At 72.6% G+C, this 26,652-nt stretch carries 23 protein-coding genes; 9 read left to right on the forward strand and 14 right to left on the reverse strand.

What is annotated here, in order from left to right; all coding sequences use genetic code 11:
• Positions 1–81: 81 nt before the first annotated feature.
• The 4 genes from LMU33_RS02170 to LMU33_RS02180 all read left to right on the forward strand — a co-directional run bounded on the left by LMU33_RS02170 (position 82) and on the right by LMU33_RS02180 (position 2,871).
• A complete protein-coding gene (locus LMU33_RS02170; RefSeq protein WP_228616787.1) occupies positions 82–1,686 on the forward strand; it encodes an FAD-dependent monooxygenase in 1,605 nt (534 codons plus the stop codon).
• Positions 1,687–1,801: 115 nt separating this feature from the next.
• Entirely contained in the window at positions 1,802–1,849 is a 48-nt protein-coding gene (locus LMU33_RS41870; protein ID WP_309506048.1) for a hypothetical protein, read from the forward strand.
• Positions 1,850–1,927: 78 nt separating this feature from the next.
• Positions 1,928–2,461 (forward strand): cupin domain-containing protein, encoded by a 534-nt coding sequence (locus LMU33_RS02175; protein WP_228616789.1) that lies wholly within the window; start codon positions 1,928–1,930, stop codon positions 2,459–2,461.
• Positions 2,458–2,871 carry a rhodanese-like domain-containing protein gene (locus tag LMU33_RS02180; protein ID WP_228616791.1) on the forward strand — a complete coding sequence of 138 codons (414 nt, stop codon included), beginning with the start codon at positions 2,458–2,460 and terminating at the stop codon, positions 2,869–2,871. The genes LMU33_RS02175 and LMU33_RS02180 overlap by 4 nt, the downstream gene beginning before the upstream one ends.
• A 177-nt stretch (positions 2,872–3,048) precedes the next feature.
• Here the strand turns inward: LMU33_RS02180 and recX are convergent, their stop codons facing one another.
• Together recX and recA are read right to left on the reverse strand one after the other, a co-directional pair.
• Positions 3,049–3,921 (reverse strand): recombination regulator RecX, encoded by an 873-nt coding sequence (recX, locus tag LMU33_RS02185; protein ID WP_228616793.1) that lies wholly within the window; start codon positions 3,919–3,921, stop codon positions 3,049–3,051.
• A 2-nt stretch (positions 3,922–3,923) separates the two neighbouring features.
• Entirely contained in the window at positions 3,924–5,051 is a 1,128-nt protein-coding gene (recA, locus tag LMU33_RS02190; RefSeq protein ID WP_228616795.1) for a recombinase RecA, read from the reverse strand.
• Positions 5,052–5,363: 312 nt separating this feature from the next.
• Here recA and LMU33_RS02195 point away from each other — a divergent pair, with 312 nt between their 5' ends.
• A complete protein-coding gene (locus tag LMU33_RS02195; RefSeq protein WP_228616797.1) occupies positions 5,364–6,110 on the forward strand; it encodes a hypothetical protein in 747 nt (248 codons plus the stop codon).
• A gap of 106 nt (positions 6,111–6,216) precedes the next feature.
• On the opposite strand, the gene LMU33_RS02200 is transcribed toward LMU33_RS02195, so the two are convergent.
• On the reverse strand, positions 6,217–7,464 hold the full coding sequence (locus LMU33_RS02200) for an AI-2E family transporter (protein ID WP_228616799.1): 1,248 nt from the start codon (positions 7,462–7,464) through the stop codon (positions 6,217–6,219).
• A gap of 115 nt (positions 7,465–7,579) precedes the next feature.
• The gene (locus LMU33_RS02205; RefSeq protein ID WP_228616800.1) at positions 7,580–7,774 is read right to left on the reverse strand and encodes a DUF3046 domain-containing protein; all 195 of its coding nucleotides are present in this window, start codon (positions 7,772–7,774) and stop codon (positions 7,580–7,582) included.
• An 80-nt stretch (positions 7,775–7,854) separates the two neighbouring features.
• On the opposite strand from LMU33_RS02205, the gene LMU33_RS02210 reads away from it, so the two are divergent.
• Positions 7,855–8,799 (forward strand): hypothetical protein, encoded by a 945-nt coding sequence (locus LMU33_RS02210; protein WP_228616802.1) that lies wholly within the window; start codon positions 7,855–7,857, stop codon positions 8,797–8,799.
• A 121-nt stretch (positions 8,800–8,920) separates the two neighbouring features.
• Here LMU33_RS02210 and LMU33_RS02215 read toward each other — a convergent pair whose 3' ends face one another.
• From LMU33_RS02215 to LMU33_RS02225, 3 genes are read right to left on the reverse strand one after another with little or no spacing between them, the layout of a single operon-like run.
• A complete protein-coding gene (locus LMU33_RS02215) occupies positions 8,921–9,229 on the reverse strand; it encodes an AzlD domain-containing protein (RefSeq protein ID WP_228616804.1) in 309 nt (102 codons plus the stop codon).
• Positions 9,226–10,005, reverse strand: a complete 780-nt coding sequence (locus LMU33_RS02220; RefSeq protein WP_372477849.1) for an AzlC family ABC transporter permease — start codon at positions 10,003–10,005, stop codon at positions 9,226–9,228. Before LMU33_RS02220 ends, LMU33_RS02215 begins: the two co-directional genes overlap by 4 nt.
• A gap of 23 nt (positions 10,006–10,028) precedes the next feature.
• Positions 10,029–10,955 carry a helix-turn-helix transcriptional regulator gene (locus LMU33_RS02225; protein WP_228616806.1) on the reverse strand — a complete coding sequence of 309 codons (927 nt, stop codon included), beginning with the start codon at positions 10,953–10,955 and terminating at the stop codon, positions 10,029–10,031.
• A gap of 248 nt (positions 10,956–11,203) precedes the next feature.
• On the opposite strand from LMU33_RS02225, the gene LMU33_RS02230 reads away from it, so the two are divergent.
• From LMU33_RS02230 to LMU33_RS02240, 3 genes are all read left to right on the forward strand, one after another.
• On the forward strand, positions 11,204–16,195 hold the full coding sequence (locus LMU33_RS02230) for an ATP-dependent helicase (protein WP_228616808.1): 4,992 nt from the start codon (positions 11,204–11,206) through the stop codon (positions 16,193–16,195).
• Between the two features lie 150 nt (positions 16,196–16,345).
• Entirely contained in the window at positions 16,346–17,191 is an 846-nt protein-coding gene (locus tag LMU33_RS02235) for an Fpg/Nei family DNA glycosylase (protein WP_228616810.1), read from the forward strand.
• Between the two features lie 384 nt (positions 17,192–17,575).
• On the forward strand, positions 17,576–18,340 hold the full coding sequence (locus LMU33_RS02240; protein WP_228616812.1) for an SDR family NAD(P)-dependent oxidoreductase: 765 nt from the start codon (positions 17,576–17,578) through the stop codon (positions 18,338–18,340).
• Between the two features lie 364 nt (positions 18,341–18,704).
• Here the strand turns inward: LMU33_RS02240 and LMU33_RS02250 are convergent, their stop codons facing one another.
• The 7 genes from LMU33_RS02250 to LMU33_RS02280 all read right to left on the reverse strand — a co-directional run bounded on the left by LMU33_RS02250 (position 18,705) and on the right by LMU33_RS02280 (position 26,582).
• Positions 18,705–19,175, reverse strand: coding sequence for a Dps family protein (locus tag LMU33_RS02250; RefSeq protein WP_228616877.1), 471 nt, complete (start codon positions 19,173–19,175; stop codon positions 18,705–18,707).
• Between the two features lie 193 nt (positions 19,176–19,368).
• The gene (locus LMU33_RS02255) at positions 19,369–19,743 is read right to left on the reverse strand and encodes a helix-turn-helix domain-containing protein (RefSeq protein ID WP_030178264.1); all 375 of its coding nucleotides are present in this window, start codon (positions 19,741–19,743) and stop codon (positions 19,369–19,371) included.
• Between the two features lie 109 nt (positions 19,744–19,852).
• The gene (locus LMU33_RS02260; protein WP_228616815.1) at positions 19,853–20,398 is read right to left on the reverse strand and encodes a CinA family protein; all 546 of its coding nucleotides are present in this window, start codon (positions 20,396–20,398) and stop codon (positions 19,853–19,855) included.
• The gene (gene pgsA / locus LMU33_RS02265) at positions 20,395–21,150 is read right to left on the reverse strand and encodes a CDP-diacylglycerol--glycerol-3-phosphate 3-phosphatidyltransferase (RefSeq protein ID WP_228616817.1); all 756 of its coding nucleotides are present in this window, start codon (positions 21,148–21,150) and stop codon (positions 20,395–20,397) included. Before pgsA ends, LMU33_RS02260 begins: the two co-directional genes overlap by 4 nt.
• On the reverse strand, positions 21,147–22,619 hold the full coding sequence (rimO, locus tag LMU33_RS02270; RefSeq protein ID WP_228616819.1) for a 30S ribosomal protein S12 methylthiotransferase RimO: 1,473 nt from the start codon (positions 22,617–22,619) through the stop codon (positions 21,147–21,149). Before rimO ends, pgsA begins: the two co-directional genes overlap by 4 nt.
• A 95-nt stretch (positions 22,620–22,714) precedes the next feature.
• Positions 22,715–23,560: a helix-turn-helix domain-containing protein gene (locus tag LMU33_RS02275; protein WP_228616821.1), complete on the reverse strand. Its 846-nt coding sequence runs from the start codon at positions 23,558–23,560 to the stop codon at positions 22,715–22,717.
• Positions 23,561–23,837: 277 nt separating this feature from the next.
• The gene (locus tag LMU33_RS02280) at positions 23,838–26,582 is read right to left on the reverse strand and encodes a DNA translocase FtsK (protein ID WP_228616823.1); all 2,745 of its coding nucleotides are present in this window, start codon (positions 26,580–26,582) and stop codon (positions 23,838–23,840) included.
• Positions 26,583–26,652 lie beyond the last annotated feature (70 nt).

The raw sequence follows: 26,652 nt of genomic DNA on the forward strand, positions 1-26,652 counted from the left end.
TTGTGTGATCGTGCACCCCGCTCCCCCTTCCTGTTCACTTGTCTCCGTCAGGGCATCGTCACGGGCAGGGGGCGCCGCGTCATGGACCCGGTGATCATCGTCGGAGCGGGGCCGGTCGGGCTCACGCTCGCCCTGGCGCTGGCCCGCCAGGAGGTGCCGTCCGTCGTCCTGGACGAGGGCCCCGGCAAGGACGAACCCCGCCCGGCACGCACCGTCGTACTGCGCGAGGACACGGCCGGCCTGCTGGAGCGGCTGACCGGGGTGGCGCTCGGTGAGCAGGGCATGCGCTGGGCCGGATGGCGGTCTCTCAGGCGCAAGCAGGTGATGAGCGAGTGCACCTTCGAGGAGGGGGACCCCGCCGCGCCGCTGCACGTCGCCCAGCACATCCTCACGGGCGCCCTGCGCACGGCCATCACCGACGAGCCGCTGGTGAAGGTGGCGGTGGACAGCCGTCTGGACTCGATCGAGCAGGAGCGTTCCGGCGTCACGGCGCACACCCGGGGCGCGAACAGCACCTGGTGGCGGGGCAGTTACCTGGTCGGCTGCGACGGACCGCGCTCCACGGTGCGCAAACTCCAGGACATCCGCTTCCCGGGCCGTACGGCGGTGGAGCGGCACGCGGTGGCCGCGCTGCGCGTGGAACTTCCGTGGGAGGGCTGGGCGTTGCTCCATCGAACGCCACCGTGGCGGCAGTCCGGGCCCTCGGCCGGGGAGGTGACCGCCCGCCCCCTCCCGGACGGCGTGTGGCGCCTTGACTGGCTGCTGCCCCCGGGCAAGGACCTGGTCACGCCCGAGATCCTGGTGGCCCGGATCCGCGAGACGCTCGCGGGCTGGACGGACGGCCCCACACCGGTGTACGACCTGCTCGACACCGGTGTGCACACGGTGCACCACCGGCTGGCCCGCCGGTGGCGCGTCGGGCGGGTCTTCCTCGCCGGGGACGCGGCCCATCTGCTGGGCGCGCTCGGCACCCAGGGGCTGGACGAGGGTCTCAGGGACGCCGACAACCTCGCCTGGAAGCTGGCCACGGCCTGGCACCACGGCCCGCGTGAGGCGCTGCTGGACAGCTACCAGGCCGAGCGGCGCGCGGTGGTCGCGGGCCGGCTGCGCGCCGCCGACCAGGTGCTGCCGATGCTGCGCGGCTCCGGCGGGCTGCGCCAGATCATGCCCGGTGCGGCGCGGGGCCACGACACGCTCCTCACGGAAGGTCACCTTGGGCGCGGGCCACTGAGCGCGCCGGGGGCGTACGCCGAGTCGCCGCTCGCGCCCCGGCACCTGGAGGGCGAGATCCCGGTCGACACCCCCCGCGGCGCACCCGTCACCGACGTGCGGGTCACCGCGGAGGATGGTTCCTTCGTGCAACTGCGCGACCGGCTCGGCCGCGGCGCCCTCCTCGTCGTGCTGATCGCGCCCGGCACGGGAGTGTGGGACCGCAAGCACTGGGTCTCCGCCGGGGTGATGCCCCGGCTCGCGGCGGCCGTGACCGCCCTGCCGTACCCCGCCGAACTGCTGGTCGCCGAGAGCTACCCAGGCGCACCCGCGCACAGCGTGCTGCTCGTACGCCCCGACGGCCACCTGGTCACCGCGCTGAGCGGCGTCCGTCCGGCCGACCTCTACGCGGCGGCGGAGGCGGCGGTGGGCGGCCCGGCCAAGGAGGAGGCGCAGGCGGCCTCCGGCGCCCGCTGACCCGAGAGCAGTCACCCTCTGTCCACATGGTGACGGTGAGTTGACCGAAGTACACCGGCATGCTGTACTCCGGACCATGACCGACACCTGCGTGCGCCTGTGGCGGAGGGTCCACATGGACCTCGTCCGCTACGCGGGCTGCGTGTGTCGCCCGTCCTGCTGACTTCGCATCCCCTTCCTTTCCGGGCGCCACGGTGTGCGCCCGTTCCGCGAACCCTCTTCAGGCTTCAGGACGGTGTACGTGTCTGTCTCCCCTGCTTCCGTGTCCCCTGCCGTCGGCTCGGTGCCCACCCAGGCGGACCTCCTCGACTTCGCACGGCGTACGGCCGCCGACGCCGAGCTGATCGGCTCCCTTCCGCTCGACCCGGAGGGCCGCACCTGGGTGCGGCTGAAGGGTCCGGGCGGCAGCGAGGCATGGCTGATCGGCTGGCCGCCCGGCACCGGCACCGGCTGGCACGACCACGCCGACTCGGTCGGCGCGTTCCTCACGGCCTCGGGCGTGCTCAAGGAGAACTCGCTCGCCGCCCGGCTGCCGACCGACGGCTGGAAGACCCTGGAACTCAGCGAGGGCGTGGACCTCGAGCGGCGGCTGCCCGCAGGCGAGGGCCGTGCCTTCGGCCGTCACCACGTCCACGAGGTCTTCAACGAGTCCCGCACCAAGCACGCGATCTCCGTGCACGCCTACTACCCGCCCCTGCCGCGCATCCGCCGCTACAGTCGCAGCGGTCAGGTCCTGCGCCTGGAGCAGGTCGAACGCCCGGAGGACTGGCAGTGAGCGGCACCAACGGTCAACCACCGGCCGGCATCGACGAGTTGCTGGAGCAGGTACGCGCGGGCTACCGGCGCATCGAGGCACGGGAGGCGCACGAGGCGGCGCGGACGGGCGAGGCGCTGCTGGTCGACATCCGGTACGCGGCCCTGCGCGAGCGCGACGGGCTGATCCCCGGCGCTCTCGTCATCGAGCGCAACGAACTGGAGTGGCGCCTCGATCCCCGGGGCAGCCACCGCGTCCCCGAGGCCACCGGCCATGACCTGCGCGTCGTGGTGATCTGCAACGAGGGCTACGCCTCCAGCCTCGCCGTCGCCTCCCTCCACCAGCTCGGGCTGCACCGGGCGACGGACCTGGTCGGTGGCTTCCAGGCCTGGCGGACGGAGGGCCTCCCGGTGGAGCCGGCGTCGCCCTGACCCGGAACAGCCCCGGGAAGCCCCGGGTTACGACTCGCCCGCGCGTGGCGGGGAGGGCGCTGTGGCGGCCCGGCCTCTTCGGCGGGCGTCAACTCCGCCGCGGACGCGGATGGTTGGGAGAACCGGGCGACCTCCCCGCCCTGCGCGCCGAGGACTCGGACGTCTCCTCCGCCGGACTCAGTAGCCTCCTTCGCCGAGGAACTCCGTGTCCTCGCCCTCTTCCTCCAGGGCCTGACGGACTACGCGGAGGGCCATGCCCTCGGGGTAGCCCTTGCGGGCGAGCATGCCGGCGAGGCGGCGGAGCCGTTTGTCACGGTCGAGGCCACGGGTGGCGCGCAGTTTGCGGGCCACGAGTTCGCGGGCCGTCGTCTCCTCCTGCTCGGAGTCGAGCTGGGAGACGGCCTCGTCGATCAGTGTCGGGTCGACCCCCTTGGTGCGCAGTTCCTGGGCGAGTGCCCGGCGGGCTAGTCCCCGGCCGTGGTGCCGGGACTCCACCCAGGCGTCCGCGAACGCGCTGTCGTCGATCAGCCCGACCTCCTCGAACCGCGACAGCACCTCCTCGGCGACGTCCTCGGGGATCTCCCGCTTGCGCAGGGCGTCCGCGAGTTGCTTGCGGGTGCGCGGGGTCCCGGTGAGCAGGCGCAGGCAGATCGCCCGTGCCCGCTCAGCCGGGTCCCCTGAAGACTCCCCCCGCTCGGCCCTCGACGAGGCAGAGGAGCCTTCGTCCTCCTCACCAGGCGCGTCCCCGAAGCCGCGCCGCCGCCGGCCGCGCCCCCGGCCGCCCCGCGGGCCGACGCCATCGCGGGAGCCGCGGCCGGGCGAGCCACCCCCGTACGGCTCGTCGCCCGTGTCGCCCGGGTGGGCGGCGCCGGCATCCCCGTGTGCACCGGTGCCGTGGTACTCGTCGTGCCCGTCGTGACCCTGGTAACCGTCGTCCGGGTAACCGTCGCCACCGCCCGGGGCGGCGGCCGGGTGGCCCCCGGTGCCCCTCCCCCGTGGGGCACCGGGGGTGACGTACTCGTACTCGGCCCAGTCGGTTCGTCGTGTCACGGTCAGCTCTTGGCTGCGGCGGCCTTGGGCTTGGTGGCCTTGGCGGCTGCCGGGGCGGGCGCCGTCTTGGCGTCGTCGGCGGCAGCGGTGGCGACCGCAGCGTCCGCGCCCGGCTCGGCGGCGGGCTCCTCCGGCCGGACACCGACGCCCAGCTTCTCCTTGATCTTCTTCTCGATCTCGTTGGCCAGGTCGGGGTTGTCCTTGAGGAAGTTGCGCGCGTTCTCCTTGCCCTGGCCGAGCTGGTCGCCCTCGTACGTGTACCAGGCGCCGGCCTTGCGGACGAAGCCGTGCTCCACGCCCATGTCGATCAGGCCGCCCTCGCGGCTGATGCCCTGGCCGTAGAGGATGTCGAACTCGGCCTGCTTGAAGGGCGGGGCGACCTTGTTCTTCACGACCTTGCAGCGGGTGCGGTTGCCGACCGCCTCCGTGCCGTCCTTCAGGGTCTCGATGCGGCGGATGTCGATACGCACCGAGGCGTAGAACTTCAGCGCACGTCCACCGGTCGTGGTCTCCGGGGAGCCGAACATCACGCCGATCTTCTCGCGGAGCTGGTTGATGAAGATCGCGGTGGTCTTGGACTGGTTGAGCGCGCTGGTGATCTTCCGCAGAGCCTGGCTCATCAACCGGGCCTGGAGACCGACGTGGCTGTCGCCCATCTCGCCCTCGATCTCCGCGCGCGGGACGAGCGCGGCGACGGAGTCGATGACGATGAGGTCGAGAGCGCCGGAGCGGACGAGCATGTCCACGATCTCCAGGGCCTGCTCGCCGTTGTCGGGCTGGGAGAGGATCAGGTTGTCGATGTCGACGCCGAGCTTGCGCGCGTACTCGGGGTCGAGGGCGTGCTCCGCGTCCACGAAGGCGACCTGGCCGCCGGCCTTCTGGGCGTTGGCCACGGCGTGCAGGGTCAGGGTCGTCTTACCCGAGGACTCCGGGCCGTAGATTTCGACGACACGGCCGCGCGGCAGGCCACCGACGCCGAGGGCGACGTCGAGCGCGGTCGACCCGGTCGGGATGACCTCGATGGGCTCCCTCGACCGCTCGCCCATGCGCATGACCGCGCCCTTGCCGAATTGCCGTTCAATCTGCGCGAGCGCGGCGTCGAGCGCCTTCTCGCGGTCGGTTCCTGCCATGGGTTCCACCCGGTTTGCTTGAGTCGATCGCTTCACGTCAAAGACGCTAACGCCTGCCACTGACAATGCGCCCCGACGCAGGTCCAGCCTGTGGATAACCATGGGACTTCTTCCCCTGAAACGGGACGAAATCCGCTGCGCGAAGCCTCGCCTGAGCCTCCATGAGAATGGATGTTCGATTTTGGTGTCAAGCGCAGCCTGAGGTGCCGGGAACTCATGCTTCAACAGCCGGCGCCGCTACTGCCGACGGCGTACGGCGGGTGTCTTCGGACGGACGACGACCGGGCGGGCCGCTCCCGCGAGCCTTGGCCCATGAAGAATCCGCGCGCCGTCGACCGCCTCTGTCATGCAACCGGACTGCTCCTCGTCCTGTCCGGTCTCGTGCACCTGGTGGTGTTCGCGGTCGACGGGGGCCCGTGGGTCGGTCCGGTCTCCTGGCGCAAGCCCGTCACCTTCGGGCTCTCCTTCGGGCTGACGCTGCTCGCGATCACCTGGGTCACGTCGTATCTGCGGGTCGGCCCGCGGCTGCGTTCGGCCCTGCTGCTCATCTTCGCCGCCGACTGCGTGGTGGAGGTCGGCGGGATCACCCTCCAGGCGTGGCGCCGGGTGCCCTCGCACCTGAACATGGAGTCCCCCTTCGACACGGCGGTGTCCATGACACTCGCGGTGGGCGGCGGCGTCCTGGTCGCCCTGCTCACGGTGTTCGCCGTCGCGTCCTTCCGGCACCGGCCGACAGGCCCGGCCGGCATGCCGCTCGCCGTGCGTTCCGGGTTCGCGATCCTGCTGGTGGCGCTGGCCTCCGGGGCCGCGATGATCGCGCGCGGGGTCGTACTGACCCGGACCGGTCACCAGGAGGCCGCCTACCACTCGACGGCCCCGCTCAAGCCCCTGCACGGCGTGAGCCTGCACGCCGTCCTCGTCCTGCCCGCGCTGGCCTGGCTGCTCTCCCGCTCGCACTGGGGCGAAGGGACACGCCGGCGGATCGTGGCCACGGCGGTCGGCTGTTACACGGCGGCCGTCGCCGGAGCGGGAGTGTGGGCGGTGCTCACGTACCGATGACGGGACCGAGGCGGCACCGGCCCATCACGGTCTTCTCCGGTCACCGGCCCACCAGCTCTTCTCTCCTGTCACCGGCCTGCGACGCCCGCCTCCGGGGCGCGCCGGTCTACGACGACTCCTCCGGCTCGGGCCGGCCGGCCCGCGGCCGGAATGTGCGTACCAGCACTCCGGGACCGCCCGTGCCCCGGCCGCGGTGCCCGTGCACCCTGGGGTCGTCCGTGACGGCGTACCGCTTCACATACGCTCCGAGGAAGGCCTGCAGGGTGGCCACCGCCGGGATGGAGATCAGCGCGCCGACGGCGCCCAGCAGCGCGGTGCCGGCGATGACCGAGCCGAAGGCGACCGCGGGGTGGATGTCGACCGTCCTGGCGGTCAGCTTGGGCTGGAGCATGTAGTTCTCGAACTGCTGGTAGACCACCACGAAGACCAGCACCCACACCGCGTACCAGGGGTCGACGGTGAACGCGATCAGCATCGGCAGTGCGCCGGCGAGGTAGGTGCCGATGGTCGGGATGAACTGGGAGACCAGGCCCACCCAGACGCCGAGCACGGGCGCGTACGGCACACCGAGGGCCTGGAGCAGGATGTAGTGGGCGATGCCGGAGATGAGCGCCATGAGGCCGCGCGAGTAGAGATAGCCGCCGGTCTTGTCGACGGCGATCTCCCAGGCGCGCAGCACCTCCGCCTGGCGTGCGGGCGGCAGGACGGAGCACAGGGCGCGGCGCAGCCGGGGGCCGTCGGCCGCGAAGTAGAAGGAGAACAGCCCCACCGTCAGCAGCTGGAACAGTCCGCCGAGCACCTGCGCGGAGACGTCGAGGACACCGGCGGCGCTGTTCTGCGCGTACTTGCGCAGCCAGTCGGAGTGGAGCAGGCCCTCCTGGACGTCCACGCGCCGGAGCTCGGTGTGGAAGCTCTCATTGATCCAGTTGATGAGCGAATCAAGGTAGTTGGGGAAGCCCTCGACCATCTTGATGATCTGGCCCGCCAGCATGGAGCCGAGCAGGGTGACGAACCCGGCGACGGCGACCGTCAACCCGAGGAAGACCAGGAAGGTGGCCAGCCCCCGGCGCATGCCGCGGGCGGCCATCCGGCTCACCGCGGGCTCGATCGCGAGGGCCAGGAAGAACGCGATCAACACGTTGATCAACAGCCCGGTCAGCTGGTGGAAGGCCCAGCTGCCGAGCTGGAACGCGGCGATCAGCGCGAGCGCGAGCACCATGGCGCGCGGCAGCCAGCGCGGCATGCGGCCGCCCGCGGCGACGGCGCCGGGGGCCGTGGGCCGCTCGGACGGTGTCGTGCCGGTCGGTGCCGCGTCCCGGGTCAGCGGCTCGTTGTCCTCGTCAGTGGGTGCCACGGGCCAAGTCTCGCCCATGCCACCGACAACCCGCGCCCACCTGCGATCTTCGTGACCGATCGGTGCCGTACGGCCGACCTCCTCACAGGCGAATCGGGATGTTTCGGGCCGTGCGTCAGTGCCGCTCGCCCGGCACGTCCATGACCGTGCAGACCACGCGCCACACGTCCTTCGCGTCCCAGCCGGCGTCCAGCGCCTCGTTCACCGTGCGCCCGCCCAGCTCCGACATGACGTGATCGCGCGCGAAGGTGTCGGCGTACCCCGGACCGAAGTGTTCCGCCATCCGCTGCCAGAAGACCGTCAACCGCATGACTCCAGTATCCCGCCCCTGGGGGTGGGCCCCGGCCGGGACCGCTTGCCGAGACCGCTTTCCGCCCTACGGTCTGACGCATGGCCGACACAGGAGTTTCCCCACTCCCCTCCACGCCCCCGGCGCGCTCCCCGCTCTTCCGCGCCGAGCAGTTCGTATGGTTCACCGCGCGCGTGCTGGAACAGCGCCTCTTCGCGTACCACTTCCTGCACGGCACCCCGGACGCGGTGGAAGCGGCGCTGGACGCCTACCGCAACGACGACGGCGGGTACGGGCACGCGCTGGAGCCCGACCTGCGCGGCCCCGTGAGCCAGCCGCTGCACACCGCGCACGCGCTGCGCGTCCTGGATGCCGTCGGGCGCTGCGGCGGGCAGCGGATCGAGCGCGTGTGCCGCTATCTGACCTCGGTCTCCACCGCGGACGGCGCCCTGCCGGCGATCCATCCCAGCCAGCGCGGGTATCCGGTGGCACCGTTCGTCCCGGTCGTCGACGACCCTCCCAGCGAACTGCTCGCCACAGGACCGGTGGTGGGGCTGCTCCACCGCAACGAGGTGTGGCACGCCTGGCTCTTCCGGGCCACCGACTTCTGCTGGCAGGCCGTGGAGTCCCTGGAGAAGTCCCACCCGTACGAGGTGGAGGCCGCCGTGGCCTTCCTCGACTCCGCTCCCGACCGCTCGCGCGCGGAGGCCGCCGCGGACCGGCTCGGCCGCCTGGTGCGGGAGCAGCGGCTCGCGGCCCTGGAGCCGGACCGGCTCGACGCGTACCCGGTCGCGTCCGGCTACGCCCCGGGCGAGCACCACTTCCCGCACGACTTCGCCAGGACGCCGGAGTCACTCGCGCGCGCGTGGTTCACGGACGACGAGATTGCACGTTCCCTGGACCACCTGGCCGCCGAGCAGCAGGAGGACGGCGGCTGGCCGATCCGCTGGCGCCGGTGGGCACCGGCGCCCGCACTCGAGGCACGTCCCCTGGTGACGATCGAGGCACTGCGCACCCTGCGGGCGTACGGCCGTTTCGTGGGCTGAGCCGATGGCGTACGGCGGGTGATCGCATCCCGCGCGCCCGCCGAACCAAACCGGTACGCGCGCGGAACCGCCGCCTGGGCCGTGCCGGTCTGCAGCCGTGCCGGTCCGCGCCGGTGACGCGTCACCCGCCGAGAGCCCGTACACCCGCCGTCACCAGCACGGCCGCCGCGACGACCAGCAGGAACGGTGCGCGCCGTACCAGCGCCACGGCGGCCGCGCCGAGCCCCGCGACCCGTGCGTCCAGCACGAGCCCGTGCCCGTCGGCGAACGTCTGCTGAGCCGTGAGCGCGGCGAGGAGGGCGACGGGCAGCAGGGCGGCGAGCCGCCGTACGAACGGCCGCTCCATGGCGCCCGCGGGCACCAGCAGCCCGGCGAGCTTGACGGCGTAGCAGCCGACGGCGGTCAAGCCGATGGCGATCCAGGTGTTCACCGGTCTCCCTCCGCTACGGCGCCGCCGTCCGGTCCGGTCACTGGCTCGCCCCGCGGGCCACGCGGCCGTCGGCGGCCCTCGGCGACGAGGGCGACCGGTGCGGCCAGGGCCGCCACCAGGACCGGGACGCCGGCCGGCAGGACGGGCAGCAGACCGAGGCCCAGCAGGACCGCCAGGCCCGCGACCACTCGCTCGGTGGTCGTCGTCCTCAGCATCGGCGCGAGCAGCGCCAGGAACACGGCGGGTCCGGCCGCGTCCAGGCCCCACGCGCGCGTGTCGCCGATGGCCTTGGCGCCGAGCGCGCCGAACAGCGTGGTGAGGTTCCAGAGCGCATACAGCGTGAGCCCGGTGACGGTGAAGCCGATCCGCCGGGCGCGCCGGGTCGGCTGGGCCAGGGTGACCGCCGTGGTTTCGTCGATCACCCACTGGGCGGCGAACGGCCGCACCGCTCGCGGGAGGGCGAGCAGCTGCGACAGCCGCAGCCCGTAGAAGGCGTTGCGGACGCCGAGGAAGAAGGCGCCGGCGGCCGCCGTGAACGGACTGCCTCCGGCGGCGAGCGCTCCGACCAGGGCGAACTGGGAGGCGCCGGTGAAGACCAGGAGGCTGAGCGCGCAGCTCTGGAGCAGGCCGAGCCCACTGCCGGCCGAGGTCACCCCGAAGGCGAATCCGGACAGGCCCACGGCGACGCCGACCCCGAGGGCGTCCCGTACGACGGCCCGGTCGGGCTTGTCCGCGCCGTCGGCGGTCATGTGCGCGAATGCTGTCTGCTGTGCCACGCCCCGGACGGTACGGACGGCCCTCACCCCGGGTCTTGTACGTTCTTGCGCCCGCGCATGTTCCGCGGCTCTCCCGCTTTCCTGCGCTCACGCTGGTAGGCCCCCGGGGGCACGCCGACGATCCGGGTGAAGTGCCGGTTGAGGTGCGGCTGGTCGGTGAAGCCGACGGCTACGGCCGCCTCGGCTGGAGGTGACCCCGCGTCCAGCAGGAGTCGCGCGCGGCGCACCCGGGCGTCGGTCAGCCAGGCGTGCGGCGGCATGCCGTAGGCCTCACGGAACGCCCGCAGCAGCGCGAACGGGCTGGTGCCGAGGTCGCCGGCCAGCCGTTCCAGGGTCGGCGGCTCGGTCATCCGCTCGTCCAGCACGGCACGCGCGCGTGCCGCGACACCGGCTCCGGCCGTGCGGACCGGCCGCTGCGGCAGAGGTCCGCCGTTCAGCCGCAGCAGCCTGGTCACGGCGACCCGCAGCAGGGTGTCGGCGGCCAGTCCGTTGCCCTCCTCGGCGGCGCGCAGCACCTGGTGGACCAGGCGGACGGTGTGGGGGTCGTCGAGGACGGGGCTGACGAAGCCCGGTGTGCCCCGGATGGTGGTGGTCTCGGCCGCGATCGCGGCGACCACCTCGGGTGAGGGGTAGACCGCGCCGTACCGCCAGCCCTCGGGGACGCCGGCGCGGCCGGTGTGCGCGGTGTCCGGGTTGACCAGAGCGAGGGCTCCCGCGCCCGCGGACACGTCGGAGCCGCGGTGGTGGAAGACCTCGACGCCGTCGGCTATGGCCGCGATCACGAAGTGCTCGTGGGTGTGCCGGACGAAGGTCTTGTGGATGTACCGGGCCCGCAGCAGGTCCACGCCCGGCAGGTCGTCGTACCGCCAGTGCCGCGCACGCTCCACCGGCCGACGCCCACCCGTCCCCTCAGCCGTCCGTTCCTCGCCCCGCCGAGCCGCACCCGCCATACGCCCATTCTCCGCCCGCCGCCCCGACGCCCAGCCTCGGCCCCTTCTCCGCCCACCGCCCGACGCCCAGCCTCGGCCCGTGCCCAGCCTCGGCCCGCTCGCCGCCACACGACCGCAGCCCACCACCGTCGGCTATCCCGCACCCCGCCCGCAGCTTCCCCGCGCCCGGCTCCCGCCCGCCCCTCCCCCGCCGCACGGCGTTTGACCAGGTCAGCGCGATTGTCAGTGGCCGGGTGCAGGATGGACGCATGGTCAGCTCCGCACACCGAGCCCTCGACGGCTTCTCCCCCGCGACCCGCGGCTGGTTCACGGGGGCGTTCTCCGCGCCCACCGCGGCCCAGGCCGGCGCGTGGCAGGCCATCGGTGCGGGCTCGGACGTGCTGGTGGTGGCCCCGACCGGCTCGGGCAAGACGCTGGCCGCGTTCCTCGCCGCCCTGGACCAGCTGGCCTCGGCCCCGCCCCCGGCCGACCCCAGGAAACGCTGCCGGGTGCTCTACGTGTCCCCGCTGAAGGCCCTGGCGGTCGACGTCGAGCGCAACCTGCGCAGCCCGCTGACCGGCATCCGCCAGGAGTCCGTGCGTCGGGGCCTGCCCGAGCCCGAGGTCAGGGTCGGCATCCGCTCCGGCGACACCCCGGCGGCCGAGCGGCGCGCCCTGTCCACCCGCCCGCCGGACATCCTGATCACCACCCCCGAGTCGCTGTTCCTGATGCTGACCTCGGCCACACGCGATGCGCTCACGGGCGTGGAGACGGTGATCCTGGACGAGGTGCACGCGGTCGCGGGCACCAAGCGCGGCGCCCATCTCGCGCTCTCCCTGGAGCGGCTGGACGAACTACTGCCGAAGCCCGCCCGCCGGATCGGCCTGTCGGCGACCGTCCGCCCGGTGGACGAGGTGGCCCGGTACCTCTCGCCGCGTCGCAAGGTCGAGATCGTCCAGCCGGAGTCCGGCAAGGAGTTCGACCTGTCCGTGGTCGTCCCGGTCGAGGACATGGGCGAGCTGGGCGGCTCCCCGGCGGCGGACTCGGCCGAGGGCGCCGAGCGGCCGTCGATCTGGCCGCATGTGGAGGAGCGGATCGCCGACCTGGTCCAGTCCCACCGCTCCACCATCGTGTTCGCCAACTCCCGGCGCCTCGCCGAGCGGCTGTGCAACCGGCTGAACGAGATCGCCTACGAGCGGGCGACCGGCGAGACCCTGGACGAACACCACGCCCCGGCCCAGCTGATGGGCGGCTCGGGCGCGGCACAGGGCGCACCACCGGTGATCGCCCGCGCGCACCACGGCTCGGTCTCCAAGGAGCAGCGCGCCCTGGTCGAGGAGGACCTGAAGGCGGGCCGGCTGCCCGCCGTGGTCGCCACGTCCAGCCTGGAGCTGGGCATCGACATGGGCGCCGTCGACCTGGTCGTGCAGGTCGAGTCCCCGCCGTCGGTCGCCTCCGGGCTGCAGCGCGTCGGCCGCGCGGGGCACCAGGTGGGCGCCGTCTCCACCGGTGTCGTCTTCCCCAAGTACCGCGGTGACCTCGTCCAGGCCGCGGTGGTCACCGAGCGGATGCGTTCGGGCTCGATCGAGTCCCTGAAGGTGCCCGCGAACCCGCTCGACGTGCTCGCACAGCAGTTGGTCGCGATGACGGCGCTGGACACCTGGCAGTTCGACGACCTGCTCGCCCTGGTCCGCCGTGCGGCACCTTTCTCGTCGCTGCCCGAGTCGGCGTTCACGGCGGTCCTCGACATGCTCGCGGGCCGCTATCCGTCCGACGCCTTCGCGGAGCTCCGACCGCGCGTGGTCTGGGACCGCGTGACCGGCGAGATCACCGGACGCCCGGGCGCCCAGCGCCTCGCCGTGACCTCCGGGGGCACGATCCCCGACCGGGGCCTCTTCGGAGTCTTCCTCGCCGGTGCCGACCCCAAGAAGGGCGGCGGCCGGGTCGGCGAGCTGGACGAGGAGATGGTCTACGAGTCCCGCGTGGGCGACGTCTTCACGCTGGGCACGAGTTCATGGCGCATCGAGGACATCACGCGCGACCGTGTCCTGGTCTCCCCCGCGCCCGGCGTGCCGGGCCGGCTGCCCTTCTGGAAGGGCGACCAGCTGGGCCGCCCGCTCGAACTGGGCCGCGCGGTGGGCGCGTTCCTGCGCGAGGTCGGCGCGCTGTCCCGGGACGACGCCCGGCTGCGGCTGCTGGCGGCGGGCCTCGACGCCTGGGCGGCGGACAACGTGCTGTCGTATCTGGACGAGCAGCGCGAGGCCTGCGGCCATGTCCCGGACGACCGCACGATCGTGGTGGAGCGCTTCCGCGACGAGCTCGGCGACTGGCGGGTCGTCGTCCACTCCCCCTTCGGCGCCCAGGTGCACGCCCCCTGGGCCCTCGCGCTCGGCGCCCGCCTGTCCGAGCGGTACGGCATGGACGCGCAGGTCATGCACGCCGACGACGGTATCGTGCTGCGCCTGCCCGACGCCGACCTGATGGGCCTGGACCTGCTCGACCAGGAGCCCATGAAGGCCGGCACGGAGTACGACAGCGACCAGGCGCCCGTCGGCGCGGCGGACGTCGGCTTCGACAAGGGCGAGGTCGACCAGATCGTCACCGACCAGGTCGGCGGCTCCGCGCTGTTCGCCTCCCGGTTCCGCGAGTGCGCGGCCCGTGCGCTGCTGCTGCCGCGCCGCAGCCCCGGCAAGCGCACCCCGCTGTGGCAGCAGCGCCAGCGTGCGGCCCAACTGCTCCAGGTGGCCAGCGAGTTCGGCTCCTTCCCGATCGTCCTGGAGGCCGTCCGCGAGTGCCTCCAGGACGTCTTCGACGTCCCCGGGCTCGTCGAGCTGATGGGCGACATCGAGTCCCGCAAGGTCCGCCTGGTCGAGGTCACCACCCCGGAGCCGTCCCCGTTCGCCCGCTCCCTGCTGTTCGGGTACGTCGCCCAGTTCCTGTACGAGGGCGACTCCCCGCTGGCCGAGCGTCGCGCCGCCGCGCTGTCCCTGGACTCCCGGCTGCTGGCCGAGCTGCTGGGCCAGGCGGAGCTGCGCGAACTGCTCGACGCCGAGGTGCTGACCGAGCTGGAGCGCGAGCTGCAGTGGCTCACCGAGGACCGGCGGGTGAAGGACGTGGAGGGCGTGGCCGATGTGCTGCGGCTGCTCGGCCCGCTCACCGACGCCGAGCTGGTGGCGAGGGGCGCGGATCCGCAGTGGGCGCGCGAGCTGGCCGGCGCCCGCAGGGCCATCAAGGTCCGCATCGCCGGCGCCGACCACTGGGCGGCGGTCGAGGACGCGGGCCGGCTGCGCGACGCGCTCGGCACGGCACTGCCGGTCGGCGTGCCCGAGGCCTTCACCGAGCCGGTCAAGGACCCGCTGGGCGATCTCCTCGCGCGGTACGCCCGCACGCACGGCCCGTTCACGTCGGCCACGGCGGCGGCCCGCTTCGGCCTGGGCGTGGCGGTCACCGAGGGCGCCCTGCAGCGGCTCGCCGCGAACGGCCGGGTCGTGCAGGGCGAGTTCCACCCGGCGGGCATCGGCCAGGAGTGGTGCGACGCGGCCGTACTGCGCCGCCTGCGCCGCCGCTCCCTGGCGGCCCTACGCCATGAGCTGGAGCCCGTGCCTCCGGCCGCGCTCGCCCAGTTCCTGCCCCAGTGGCAGCACATCGGCAAGGGGCACGGTCTGCGTGGCATCGACGGACTGGTGCGCGCCGTCGAGCAGTTGCAGGGCGCCTCCGTGCCCGCCTCCGCCCTGGAGAAGCTGGTCCTGCCCTCCCGCGTGGCGAACTACACGCCCTCGATGCTCGACGAGCTGACCGCCGCCGGCGAAGTGGTGTGGGCCGGCGCGGGCGCCCTGCCCGGCAAGGACGGCTGGGTCTCCCTCTATCTGGCGGACGCGGCCCCGCTGCTGCTCCCGCCGCCCCACCCGCTGGAGCTGACCGCGCTGCACCAGTCCGTCCTGGACGCGCTCTCAGGTGGCTATGGCCTGTTCTTCCGCCAGATCGGCGATCAGGTCCGTGCCACCACCCACCCCGACGTCACCGACCCCCAACTGGCCGACGCGCTCTGGGACCTGGCCTGGTCGGGCCGGCTCACCAACGACACCCTCGCGCCGATGCGCTCCCTGCTGGGCTCGGGCCGTACGGCGGGCTCGACCGCCCACCGCGCCAAGCGTGCCGTCCCGCGCGGGCGCTACGGCTCCCTGACGGCGGCCGCACGCACCGCGTCCCGTACGGGCCCGCCGACGGTCGCCGGCCGCTGGTCCCTGCTCCCGGCGGCCGAGCCGGAGGCCACCGTGCGCGCGCACGCGCTGGCCCGCACCTTGCTGGACCGGCACGGCGTGGTCACCCGGGGGGCGGTCGCCGCGGAGGGGGTCGAGGGCGGCTTCTCGGCGGTGTACCGCGTGCTGACCGCGTTCGAGGAGAGCGGCCAGGCACGGCGCGGCTATGTGGTCGAGGGCCTGGGCGCGGCCCAGTTCGCCATGGACGGTGCGGTGGACCGGCTCCGCGCGGTGTCCAATGCCCGCGAGCGCGGCGAGAGCCTGTCCGCCGCGGCTCCCGGGAACGGCTTCCCGAGTTCCTCGAACGGCTTTGTCGCACCGGCGTTCCCGAACGACTTCGGCGGCAGCGACGGCGCACCCCACGAACACCCCCTCCCCGGCACCTTCGACGGGGCGGACGGCGGCTTCGCCCACCCCGGCCTCGACGGCGACTTCACCTGGCCGCCGGCGGACCCCCGGCCCGCCCCCGGTGACTACGTCTCGCCCCGCGACCTCGCCGACCCCTTCGCCTCCCCCGGCTACGGCGGCCCCCGAGGAGGCGGGGCCGGCGCCTACGGCTCACCGGTGCACAGGGGGTACGGCAGCGGTCGTACAGGCACGACCCCACCCGACCCGCGTGCCGTGGTCCTCGCCGCGGCCGATCCCGCCAACGCGTACGGCGCGGCCCTGTCCTGGCCCGAGCCACCGACGGGTGCCGGGCACAAGCCGGGCCGCAAGGCGGGCTCGCTGGTCGTCCTGGTGGAGGGCGAGCTGACGCTGTACATGGAGCGCGGCGGCAAGACCCTGCTGGCCTGGCCCGCCGGCCCGGACACCGCGGCCCCGGACGACGCCCGTCTCCGTACGGCCGCTCAAGCCCTGGCCGCGGCGGCCCGCGCGGGCTCCCTCGGCACGGTCACCGTCGAGCGGATCAACGGCGCCCAGGCCCTGACCTCACCCATAGGCACCCTGCTCGAAGCAGCGGGCTTCGTGGCCACGCCGCGCGGCCTGCGGCTGAGAGCGTGACGCTCCGCCAAGTGCCTCGGCTGGTGCACCTGCCGCGATGTGCCGTCGTCTGCCTGCGGCACCATCGTCGCTGGTCAGGCCCGCGCGGCGGAGCCGCACATCGACAAGGTCCCCCGCCGCTTGACGCGCTGCGCGTGGCACCCTTGACCCATGCCCGAAGGTGACACGGTCTGGCAGGCCGCGAGGCGGCTGCACGAGGCCCTCGCGGGCAAGGCGCTGACCCGCAGCGACTTCCGGGTGCCGAAGTACGCCACGGTCGACCTCACCGGTCGTACGGTGCTCAGCACGGTCCCGCGCGGCAAACACCTGCTCACCCGGTTCGAGGGCGGTCTGACCCTCCACACGCATCTGCGGATGGAGGGCACCTGGAAGGTGTACGGCACCGGCGAGCGCTGGCGGGGCGGCCCGGCACACCAGATCCGGGCGATCCTCGGCACCGCCGACCGCACGGCCGTGGGCTACCGGCTCCAGGTCCTGGAGCTGCTGCGCACGAGCGAGGAGGAGCGGGTCGTCGGCCACCTGGGCCCCGACCTGCTCGGCCCGGACTGGGACCCCGAGCGCGCCCTCGCCAACCTCCTCGCCGACCCCGCCCGCCCGCTCGGCGAGGCCCTGCTCGACCAGCGCAACCTGGCCGGCATCGGCAACATCTACAAGAGCGAGCTGTGCTTCCTGCTGGGCGTCACCCCGTGGCTGCCGGTCGGCGCACTGCCCGCGGACCGCGCCGAGAAGCTGCCCGCGCTCGCCAAGAGACTCCTGGAGGCGAACCGCGACCGCCCGGTACGCCAGACCACGGGCCTGCACCGGCACGACCTGTTCGTCTACGGCCGCGCGCCCCGCCCCTGCCTGCGCTGCCACACCCCGGTCCGCATGGCCGACCAGGGCGACGGCTCCCGGGAACGCCCCACCTACTGGTGCCCCACCTGCCAGCCGGGCCCCGCCCCGGGCCCCGGCTCACCGCAACACCGCCGAGACCGCCGGCCCCGCCGCACCACTTGACGCCCCACCCCGCACCCACCCGTCACATCCACGCCCCCGCCCGACCCCGGCCAGGCGCACCCAAGCCGCCTACGCCCACCCTCCCGTACGCCGAGCCCTCCTGTGCCTCGAGCCGCCCAGTACCCCAAGTCACCCGGTACCCGAGCCCTTCCACACCCGAGCTCCCACACCCGAGCCCGCCGACTCCCGAGCCGACGACGCCGAGGCAACCAGGATCCGCGCCGCCCGCACCCCGGTCGTCCCCCGTCCCAGGCCCCGGCGACAGCCGGTCCGCACTCCGGCGACAACCCCGGAGACACCCGCGACCCCGGCCTGTGCGCGCACGCCGAGCCAGTCCCCGCACAGGAATTGACGATCCGTCAGAAACCCTCGTACCGTCGCTACATGCCCCTCACGGCGTACGACCTCACCGGACGCACCGCATTCGTCACCGGAGCCGCCGGCGGTATCGGCCGGGCCTCTGCCGTGCTGCTCGCCGAGGCGGGGGCGACGGTGCACTGCGCCGACCGGGACACGTTCGGCCTGCAGGGCACGGCGGAGCTGATCGAGAAACGCGGCGGCACGGCCCGTACCCATGTCCTGGACGTCACCGACCGGGCCCGGCTCGCCGAGGCCGTCCAGTCCTGCGAGCGCCTGGACGTGATGGCGGCGATCGCCGGGATCATGCACAGCAGCCCCGTGCTGGAGACCCGCGACGAGGATCTCGACCGGGTGCTGAACGTCAACTTCAAGGGCGTGCTGTACGCCTGCCAGGAGGCGGCCCGCTCGATGCTGGCCCGTGACACGCGGGGCAGCATCGTCACCATGGCCTCCGGCGCGGTCGACACCGGCGGGCCGGGGCTGCTCTGCTACGGCGTGGCGAAGGCGGCCGTGGTCCAGCTGACCAAGACGCTGGCCACCGAGGTCGGCCGGCACGGTATCCGGGTCAACGCGATCGCGCCGGGCTGGATCCGCACCCCCATGACCGACCGCCACGACCGCGAGGCGCAGGCGCACACCGAGGGCGTGATGGCCCGGATGGCGCCGCTGGGCCGGGTCGGTGAGCCGGACGACGTCGCTCACGCGGTGTTGTACCTGGCGTCGGACGCCTCGGCGTTCACCACGGGCCAGATACTTCGCCCGAACGGAGGCGTCGCGATGCCCTGGTAGCGTCCCCCGCCCGCCAGGCGGCCGCCCAGCGCCCCTTCCGCACGGCACCCACGGCCTGCCCCTCGGGAACGCAGTGCACGGGCAGCAGGCCGAGCCCCCAGCCGCCGGCCGCGACGGCGCCTTCCAGCACGCCTGCGCCCTGCCCCAGGGTGATCCGCAGCACAGCCCACCACCACAGGGCTCCGAGTCCCAGCCCGACCGTCCAGCTCGCTATCCGTCCCACCATGGCCGCCACCACCTCCTGCGGGACGCTAGACCGCCGCCCGAACCGCACGGGAGGCGCATCTCGGGCTCACCGGTGCACGAAGACGAGTCCGGCACCCCCGCCGAGGGGGGCACCGGCAGCCGCCACCGGCCGAACCGCTCACGCGTTCTCGGCCTGGAACATCCAGTGGTGCTTCTCCAGATCCGCCGTGATCCCGATGAGGATGTCCTGGGTCACCGGATCCGGCTCCCCCGTCGCCGCCACCCGCTCCCGCATCCGGGTGATCACCGCGCCGAGCGCTTCCACCATCGCCCGGACCGCGTCCCCGTCCTTGACCCAGCCCGCCGCAGTGGTGCCGATGCCGCTGCCGGAGGCCACGGTGGCGGCGCGCCCGTCCGGCGGTACACCCAGGGCCGAGGCCCGCTCGGCCACGGTGTCGGAGTGGGTGCGCGCGGAGGCGACGACCTCGTCGAGCTGGAGGTGGATGGAGCGGAAACGGGGTCCGACGATGTTCCAGTGGATCTGCTTGGCGACCAGGGAGAGGTCCACCAGGTCGACGAGGGCGCCCTGCAGCGCCTCGGACACGGTCTTCAGGTCCGCGTCGGCCAACGGGCTCTTCACGACGTACATCCGCTTCCTCCGGTGCTTCGGCGCCGTCACGTCCCTCCACCATGACCGCACCGAGCGAGCCCGGCAAACGGGCACAAAAGTGACGCACATCGCACATGCGGTCGGCAAAACGAAAGCCCCAGCCGACCTTCTCGGGTTCATCAGAGAAGGCCGGCCGGGGCTTCACACGTTCGCTAAGCCGCGCACGCGTACGTCACGCGGCGACCACGTCCACTGCCTCGGCGGGCGCCTTGATGGTCACCCGTTCCGGTGGCACACCGGTCACCGAGACGGAACCCAGCATCGGACGGACCGGCGTGGGCACGGGCTCGGTGGCCGCGGCGGACTGGGCCAGTTCGGCGAGCGCCAGCTCGTCGCTCACTTCCCGCATGAGTTCCGACATCCGTACGTCCAGCGCGTCGCAGATGGCGGAGAGCAGCTCGGAGGAAGCCTCCTTCTGCCCCCGCTCCACCTCGGAGAGATAGCCGAGTGAGACTCGGGCGGACGAGGAGACTTCGCGCAGAGTACGGCCCTGGCGTTGGCGCTGCCGACGCAGCACGTCACCCAGCAGGCGACGGAGCAGAATCATCGGTGGCTCCCTCCTCGGACCGCGTAGCCGCATCCTTCTCGCCCCACCGTACCGCCTCGCGCTGCGGCCGTGCGGGGAGCGATGTCGTGTTCACTCAGGGCTGCAAACATCAAAACCCCCCGTTCCGTTCCGTATCCTGTGCCCGCTCATTACCGGTCTGTTCGCCCGCAAGCTGCTCGAGGAGCACTGCGAGCACGCTCCGTACACTCTCCATACGAATTTCCGCACGGCTGCCGTTCAACCGCAGAGCCTCCACTTTTCCGCCACCGGCGCAACCGGGGCGGTCGGTGAGCGGCCCGTCGACGGCCACGAAGACCGTCCCGACGGGCTTGCCGTCCTGTGGTTCGGGGCCGGCGACTCCGGTGGTCGCGACGCCCCAGTCGGCTCCCAGGGCCTTCCGTACGCCGGCCGCCATGTCGCCCGCGACCTGCGGATCCACCGCTCCTCGCTGTGCGAGCAGGGCGGCGTCGACGCCGAGCAGCTCGTGCTTCAGCTCGGTGGCGTAGGCGGTGACCGAGCCCCGGAACACCTTGGACGCCCCGGGGACAGAGGTGATCTCCGCCGCCACCAGACCACCGGTGAGCGACTCGGCGACAGCGAGGGTCTCGCCCCTCACGGTCAGTAGTCGCACCAGTTCGGTGGCCTGTGAGCTCACGCTTCCTTCTCCTCCAACGCCGCCGCGCGCTCGGCGATTCCCCGCCTGCGCAGCACAATGGCTTGTCTTACGTAGTCGAGTCCTGTGACGACGGTGAGGACGACCGCCACGGCCATCACCCAGAACCTCAGCGTGGCCAGCCATCCCGTCAGCGCCAGGACATACATCCCGACCGCCACCCCCTGGGTGAGGGTCTTCAGCTTGCCTCCACGGCTGGCCGGGATCACGCCATAGCGAATGACCAGAAAACGCAGCAGCGTGATGCCGAGTTCCCGGCCGAGGATCACGGCGGTCACCCACCACGGCAGATCGCCCAGGGCCGACAGACAGATCAGCGCCGCCCCCATGATCGCCTTGTCGGCGATGGGGTCGGCGATCTTCCCGAAGTCGGTGACCAGGTTGTAGGTGCGCGCCAGATGCCCGTCGAACAGGTCGGTGATCATGGCGATGGCGAAGGCCGCCCAGGCCAGCGAGCGCCAGGCCGGGTCGTAGCCGCCGTTCGCCAGCATCAGCGCCACGAAGCCGGGCACCAGGACCAGCCGGAGCATGGTCAGCAGATTGGCAACGTTCCAGACGCTCGCCTGGTTGACGGCCGCGGCCGCGATCTTCCCGCCGCGCGGGGCCTTGCCGCCGCTGTCGGGACCTGGAGCAGAACCGGAGACCTCGGACCGGGCGTCGTCGGCAGCGGCGGAACCCCGGGCCCCGTGCGCGCCGGAGGAGCCACCCGCGGCGGATGCCGGGACTCCGGTCATCTGCCCGCCTCCTCACTACACGCGAGCGAGCCGGTCAGCGGCTCGGCCACCAGGTCGACACCTTCCGTACCGACCACCTTCGCCTCGACCATACGTCCGACGCTCAGCCCGGCGCCGCTCGTGAGCAGGACCTGGCCGTCGGTCTCGGGCGCCTGGTGCGCGGCACGGCCGTACACGCCCTCTTCCTCGTCGACGGACTCGACCAGGACGCGCACGGTGTCGCCGACGCGCTCCTCGGCGCGCTGCGAGACGAGTTCCTCGGCCAGCCGGGACACCCGGGCCAGGCGCTCGGCCACGACGTCCTCGTCGAGCTTGTTGTCGTAGGTCGCCGCCTCCGTGCCCTCCTCGTCGGAGTAGCCGAAGACACCGATGGCGTCCAGGCGGGCGCCGTTCAGGAAGCGCTCCAGCTCGGCCAGGTCCGCCTCGCTCTCGCCGGGGAATCCGACGATGAAGTTGGAGCGCACGCCGGCCTCGGGCGCCTTGGAGCGGATGGTGTCGAGCAGTTCCAGGAAGCGGTCGGTGTCGCCGAAGCGGCGCATGGCGCGCAGCACGCCGGGCGCGGAGTGCTGGAAGGACAGGTCGAAGTAGGAGGCGACCTTCGGGGTGGAGGTCAGTACGTCGATCAGGCCGGGGCGCATCTCGGCCGGCTGCAGGTAGCTGACCCGCACCCGCTCGATGCCGTCGACCTCGGCCAGCTCGGGCAGCAGGGACTCCAGCAGGCGGATGTCGCCCAGGTCCTTGCCGTAGGAGGTGTTGTTCTCGGAGACCAGCATGATCTCCTTCACGCCCTGCTCGGCCAGCCACCGCGTCTCGTTCAGCACGTCGCTGGGGCGGCGGGAGATGAAGGAGCCGCGAAAGGACGGGATGGCGCAGAAGGAGCAGCGCCGGTCGCAGCCGGAGGCGAGCTTCACCGAGGCCACCGGGGAGCCGTCCAGGCGGCGGCGCATGGGCGCGCGGGGGCCGGAGGCGGGCGCGACGCCCTCCGGGAGGTCTGCGGGACCGTGTCCGGGCAGGGCGACGGACGCGGCCGACTCCTGCCGCTCGGCCGGGCTGATCGGGAGCAGCTTGCGACGGTCGCGCGGGGTGTGGGAGGCGTGGATGCCGCCGGACAGGATGGTCTGCAGGCGGTCGGAGATGTCCGCGTAGTCGTCGAAGCCGAGAACGCCGTCGGCCTCGGGCAGCGCCTCGGCCAGCTCCTTGCCGTACCGCTCGGCCATGCAGCCCACCGCCACGACGGCCTGGGTTCTGCCATGGTCCTTGAGGTCGTTGGCCTCCAGGAGGGCGTCGACGGAGTCCTTCTTCGCGGCCTCGACGAAGCCACAGGTGTTGACCACGGCGACGTCTGCGTCCGCGGCGTCCTCGACGAGCTGCCAGCCGTCCGCCTCCAAACGGCCTGCGAGCTCCTCCGAGTCCACCTCGTTACGGGCGCAGCCGAGAGTGACGAGTGCGACGGTGCGGCGTTCAGGCATGGGCTCAAGAGTACTTCGTCTCACTGACAGCCCACGTCGACGGGGTTGGCCGATCTTGGCCGACCCCGTCACATCCGTTCCGCCCCGGAAACGGCCTACCCCGCGACGGGGTCGCCCTTCGTGTAGGTGAGGCGCTGCACCTGGCCCGGCTGGAAGTTGTCGTCGATCTTCTTGCCGTTGACGTAGAGCTCGATGGCGCCGGCGTCACCGAGGATCAGGTTGATCTTCGAGCTGTCCTGGAACGTCTTGGACTCGCCCTTGTTCAGCAGCCCGTCGAAGAGCATCCGGCCGTTGTGGTCCTTGGCCGAGATCCAGCTGCGTCCGTTGGGCGCACTGACCTGGACGGTCACCTTGTCCTGGGGCGCGGCGGCGATGGCACTGTCGGAGGGCGCGGGGCTCGGCGCGACGGGCTTGTCCTTCGTCGGCCTCGGCGAGGCGGACTTGCTCGCGGCGGGCGTACCGCCGCCCCCGGCGACCTGCGACTTCGCATCGTTTCCGGAGCCACCGCCCTTGACCGCGGTGAAGCCCACGAAGCCGATCACCACGACGATCGCGGCGACCATGGCGGCGGTCCAGTTGGGCCCGCGCCGCTCGGGCCGGATCCGCTCGGCCTCGAACAGGGGCGCTGCCGGGGTGGGAGCGGGGCGGCCGCCGTGCTCGGCGTCGTACTGGACGATCAGGGGTGCGGGGTCGAGGTGGACGGCCCTGGCCAGCGTGCGGATGTGCCCGCGGGCGTACACATCGCCGCCACAGGGCGCGAAGTCGTCCGCCTCGATGGCGTGGACGATGGCGATACGGACACGAGTGGCAGTGCTGACGTCGTCCACGGTGAGCCCGGCCGCGATCCGCGCCTGCTGCAGGGCGCGGCCCACGGAGACACGGGGTTCCTGGGACTCGTCTTGGAACGGACGCTCGTCTTCAGGGGAGTTGCCGATGGACACGGGGGCGCCTTTCGAGCGTGTAGCCACCTGTGCTGGAAGCTCAGTCTAGGGGGGGTACGAAAGGGTGGGGCAACCGGGCGGTCGGACTTTGACACCATAGGAATGGCCGGACATTCCTATGATTCGACAGGCAGGTACCCCATGGTGGGATGCCTATCTGTCCTTTCGCTCAACTGGACGTACGACGAAGGGAAACGGTTGCTCGCCGTTCTCTAACGGGTGGATCACGACGCACCGCCGCCCGGCGTGACCGGCGTCCGCCGGACGGCCCTTCGCCCTACTCCTCAGACTCCCCGCGAATCATGGCGAGCACGCCGTCCAGCTCTTCAGCCTTCACAAGAACGTCACGTGCCTTGGATCCCTCGCTCGGGCCCACGATGTTGCGGGACTCCATGAGGTCCATGAGCCTCCCGGCCTTGGCGAAGCCGACGCGCAACTTGCGCTGGAGCATGGAGGTCGACCCGAACTGGGTGGAGACGACCAGCTCGGCCGCCTGGCACAGCAGGTCCAGGTCGTCGCCGATGTCCTCGTCGATCTCCTTCTTCTGCTTGGTGCCGACCGTGACGTCGTCCCGGAAGACCGGCGCCATCTGGTCCTTGCAGTGCTGCACGACGGCCGCGACCTCGGCCTCGGTGACGAACGCACCCTGCATACGGGTCGGCTTGTTCGCGCCCATCGGCAGGAACAGGCCGTCGCCCTTGCCGATCAGCTTCTCGGCGCCGGGCTGGTCGAGGATGACCCGGGAGTCGGCGAGCGAGGAGGTGGCGAAGGCCAGCCGGGAGGGCACGTTGGCCTTGATGAGGCCGGTGACCACGTCGACCGACGGGCGCTGGGTGGCGAGCACCAGGTGGATGCCGGCCGCGCGCGCGAGCTGGGTGATGCGCACGATCGAGTCCTCGACGTCCCGGGGGGCGACCATCATCAGGTCGGCCAGCTCGTCCACGATCACCAGCAGGTAAGGGTACGGCTGCAGCTCGCGCTCGCTGCCCTCGGGCGGCTTGACCTTGCCGTCGCGGACGGCCTGGTTGAAGTCGTCGATGTGCCGGTAGCCGTACGCCGCGAGGTCGTCGTAGCGCAGATCCATCTCGCGTACGACCCACTGGAGGGCCTCGGCGGCCCGCTTGGGGTTGGTGATGATCGGCGTGATCAGGTGCGGGATGCCCTCGTAGGCGGTCAGCTCGACGCGCTTGGGGTCGACCAGGATCAACCGGACGTCCTCGGGGGTCGCCCGCATCATGACCGAGGTGATCAGGCAGTTGATGCAGGACGACTTGCCGGAGCCGGTCGCACCGGCGACCAGCATGTGCGGCATCTTCGCCAGCGAGTGCATCACGTACCCGCCCTCGACGTCCTTGCCGAAGGCGACCAGCATCGGGTCGTCGTCCTCGGCGGACTCCGCGAGGCGCAGTACGTCGCCGAGGTTGACCATCTCACGGTCGGTGTTCGGGATCTCGATGCCGACCGCGGACTTGCCGGGGATCGGGCTGATGATCCGCACGTCCGGGCTGGCCACGGCGTACGCGATGTTCTTGGTCAGCGCGGTGATCCGCTCGACCTTCACGGCGGGGCCGAGCTCGACCTCGTAACGGGTGACCGTCGGGCCGCGGGTGAAGCCGGTGACGGCGGCGTCGACCTTGAACTCGGTGAAGACCTGGGTGAGCGAGGCGACGACCGCGTCGTTCGCCTCGCTGCGCGCCTTGCCGGGCCCACCGCGCGTGAGCAGGTCCAGCGACGGCAGCGAGTAGGTGATGTCCCCGGAGAGCTGGAGCTGCTCCGCGCGCGGCGGCAGGTCGCGCGGCTCCTCGGGGGCCTGCTTGGTCAGGTCGGGGACGACCCCCGCCTTGAGCTTCTCCTGCTTGGGGCGGGCGGCCGGGACCGGCGCCGGGGCGGGCTCGGGAGCCGGCGCCGGAGTGGGCACCGGAGTGGTCTCCTCACGGTCGCCGACGCTGACGCCCTGGGTGAGGTCGGCCACCAGCGGGGAGGGCGGCATGCCGTGCAGCACCGCGCCGTCGAGCGCCGCGGCTGCGGCCGCCGCGACGTCCACGGCGTCCATCCGGCGCTGCGGATCCGGCTGGGGCACCGCGGAGCGCCTGGGGCGGCCACGGCGCTGCGAGAGGGCCTCCTCCTCGGCGCTGTCGGGGTCGTACGCCTTGGGGGCGGACGAGCGCTTTCGGGGGCGCGCGGGCAGCGCTTCGCGCCACTGCTCGTCGTAGCGCGCGTCCTCCTCGGTGAACTCCTCCGCCTCGTGGTCGTGCAGCACGCCCAGGCGCACACCGAGCGACCGCAGCCGCTGCGGGATGGCGTTGACGGGGGTGGCCGTCACCACGAGCAGCCCGAAGATCGTCAGCAGCACCAGCAGCGGTACGGCGAGCGCGTCGCTCATGCTGTACGTCAGCGGGGTGGCCGCCGCCCATCCGATGAGGCCACCGGCGTCCCTTATGGCCTGCATGCCCTCGCTGCGCGCGGGCGAGCCGCACGCGATGTGGACCTGCCCGAGCACGCCGATGACGAGCGCGGACAGGCCGATCACGATCCGGCCGTTGGCCTCGGGCTGCTCCGGGTGCCGGATGAACCGTACGGCGATCACCGCGAGCAGTATCGGCACCAGCAGGTCGAGCCGGCCGAATGCGCCCGTGACGAGGATCTCCACGAGGTCGCCGACGGGACCCTTGAGGTCGGCCCAGGTGCCGGCGGCGACGATCAGCGCGATGCCGAACAGCAGCAGCGCGATGCCGTCCTTGCGGTGGGCCGGATCGAGGTTCCTCGCGCCCTGCCCTATGCCGCGGAAGACGGCGCCGACGGCGTGCGCGAGGCCCAGCCAGAGGGCGCGCACGAGCCGGTACACGCCCCCGGTGGGGCTGGGCGCCGGCTTCGGCGGCGCGGCCTTTCTGGCCGGGGCCTTCTTGGCGGGCGCCTTCTTTGCCGGGGCCTTCTTCGCTGCGGCCTTCTTCGCCGGAGCCTTCGCCGGAGCAGCCGCCTTCTTCGCGGGCTGCTTCTTGGCTGCGGAGGGACGTGAGGCCATGGGTGTGAGGTTACCGGGGGAGACGACAGCGGACACGTGTGCCCACAGCTTCACCCGTTCGTGTCGCCCC

The sequence above is a fragment of the Streptomyces barringtoniae genome, assembly GCF_020819595.1.
GTDB classification, from domain to species: Bacteria; Actinomycetota; Actinomycetes; order Streptomycetales; family Streptomycetaceae; genus Streptomyces; species Streptomyces barringtoniae.

Excerpts from the sequence above, each read along its gene's own strand:
- LMU33_RS02170 (WP_228616787.1), top strand. The coding sequence starts at position 82 with ATGGACCCGGTGATCATCGTCGGAGCGGGGCCGGTCGGGCTCACGCTC.
- recA (WP_228616795.1), bottom strand. The coding sequence starts at position 5,051 with ATGGCAGGAACCGACCGCGAGAAGGCGCTCGACGCCGCGCTCGCGCAG.
- LMU33_RS02195 (WP_228616797.1), top strand. The coding sequence starts at position 5,364 with ATGAAGAATCCGCGCGCCGTCGACCGCCTCTGTCATGCAACCGGACTG.
- LMU33_RS02205 (WP_228616800.1), bottom strand. The coding sequence starts at position 7,774 with ATGCGGTTGACGGTCTTCTGGCAGCGGATGGCGGAACACTTCGGTCCG.
- LMU33_RS02210 (WP_228616802.1), top strand. The coding sequence starts at position 7,855 with ATGGCCGACACAGGAGTTTCCCCACTCCCCTCCACGCCCCCGGCGCGC.
- LMU33_RS02225 (WP_228616806.1), bottom strand. The coding sequence starts at position 10,955 with ATGGCGGGTGCGGCTCGGCGGGGCGAGGAACGGACGGCTGAGGGGACG.
- LMU33_RS02230 (WP_228616808.1), top strand. The coding sequence starts at position 11,204 with ATGGTCAGCTCCGCACACCGAGCCCTCGACGGCTTCTCCCCCGCGACC.
- LMU33_RS02235 (WP_228616810.1), top strand. The coding sequence starts at position 16,346 with ATGCCCGAAGGTGACACGGTCTGGCAGGCCGCGAGGCGGCTGCACGAG.
- LMU33_RS02240 (WP_228616812.1), top strand. The coding sequence starts at position 17,576 with ATGCCCCTCACGGCGTACGACCTCACCGGACGCACCGCATTCGTCACC.
- LMU33_RS02250 (WP_228616877.1), bottom strand. The coding sequence starts at position 19,175 with ATGTACGTCGTGAAGAGCCCGTTGGCCGACGCGGACCTGAAGACCGTG.
- LMU33_RS02255 (WP_030178264.1), bottom strand. The coding sequence starts at position 19,743 with ATGATTCTGCTCCGTCGCCTGCTGGGTGACGTGCTGCGTCGGCAGCGC.
- pgsA (WP_228616817.1), bottom strand. The coding sequence starts at position 21,150 with ATGACCGGAGTCCCGGCATCCGCCGCGGGTGGCTCCTCCGGCGCGCAC.
- rimO (WP_228616819.1), bottom strand. The coding sequence starts at position 22,619 with ATGCCTGAACGCCGCACCGTCGCACTCGTCACTCTCGGCTGCGCCCGT.
- LMU33_RS02280 (WP_228616823.1), bottom strand. The coding sequence starts at position 26,582 with ATGGCCTCACGTCCCTCCGCAGCCAAGAAGCAGCCCGCGAAGAAGGCG.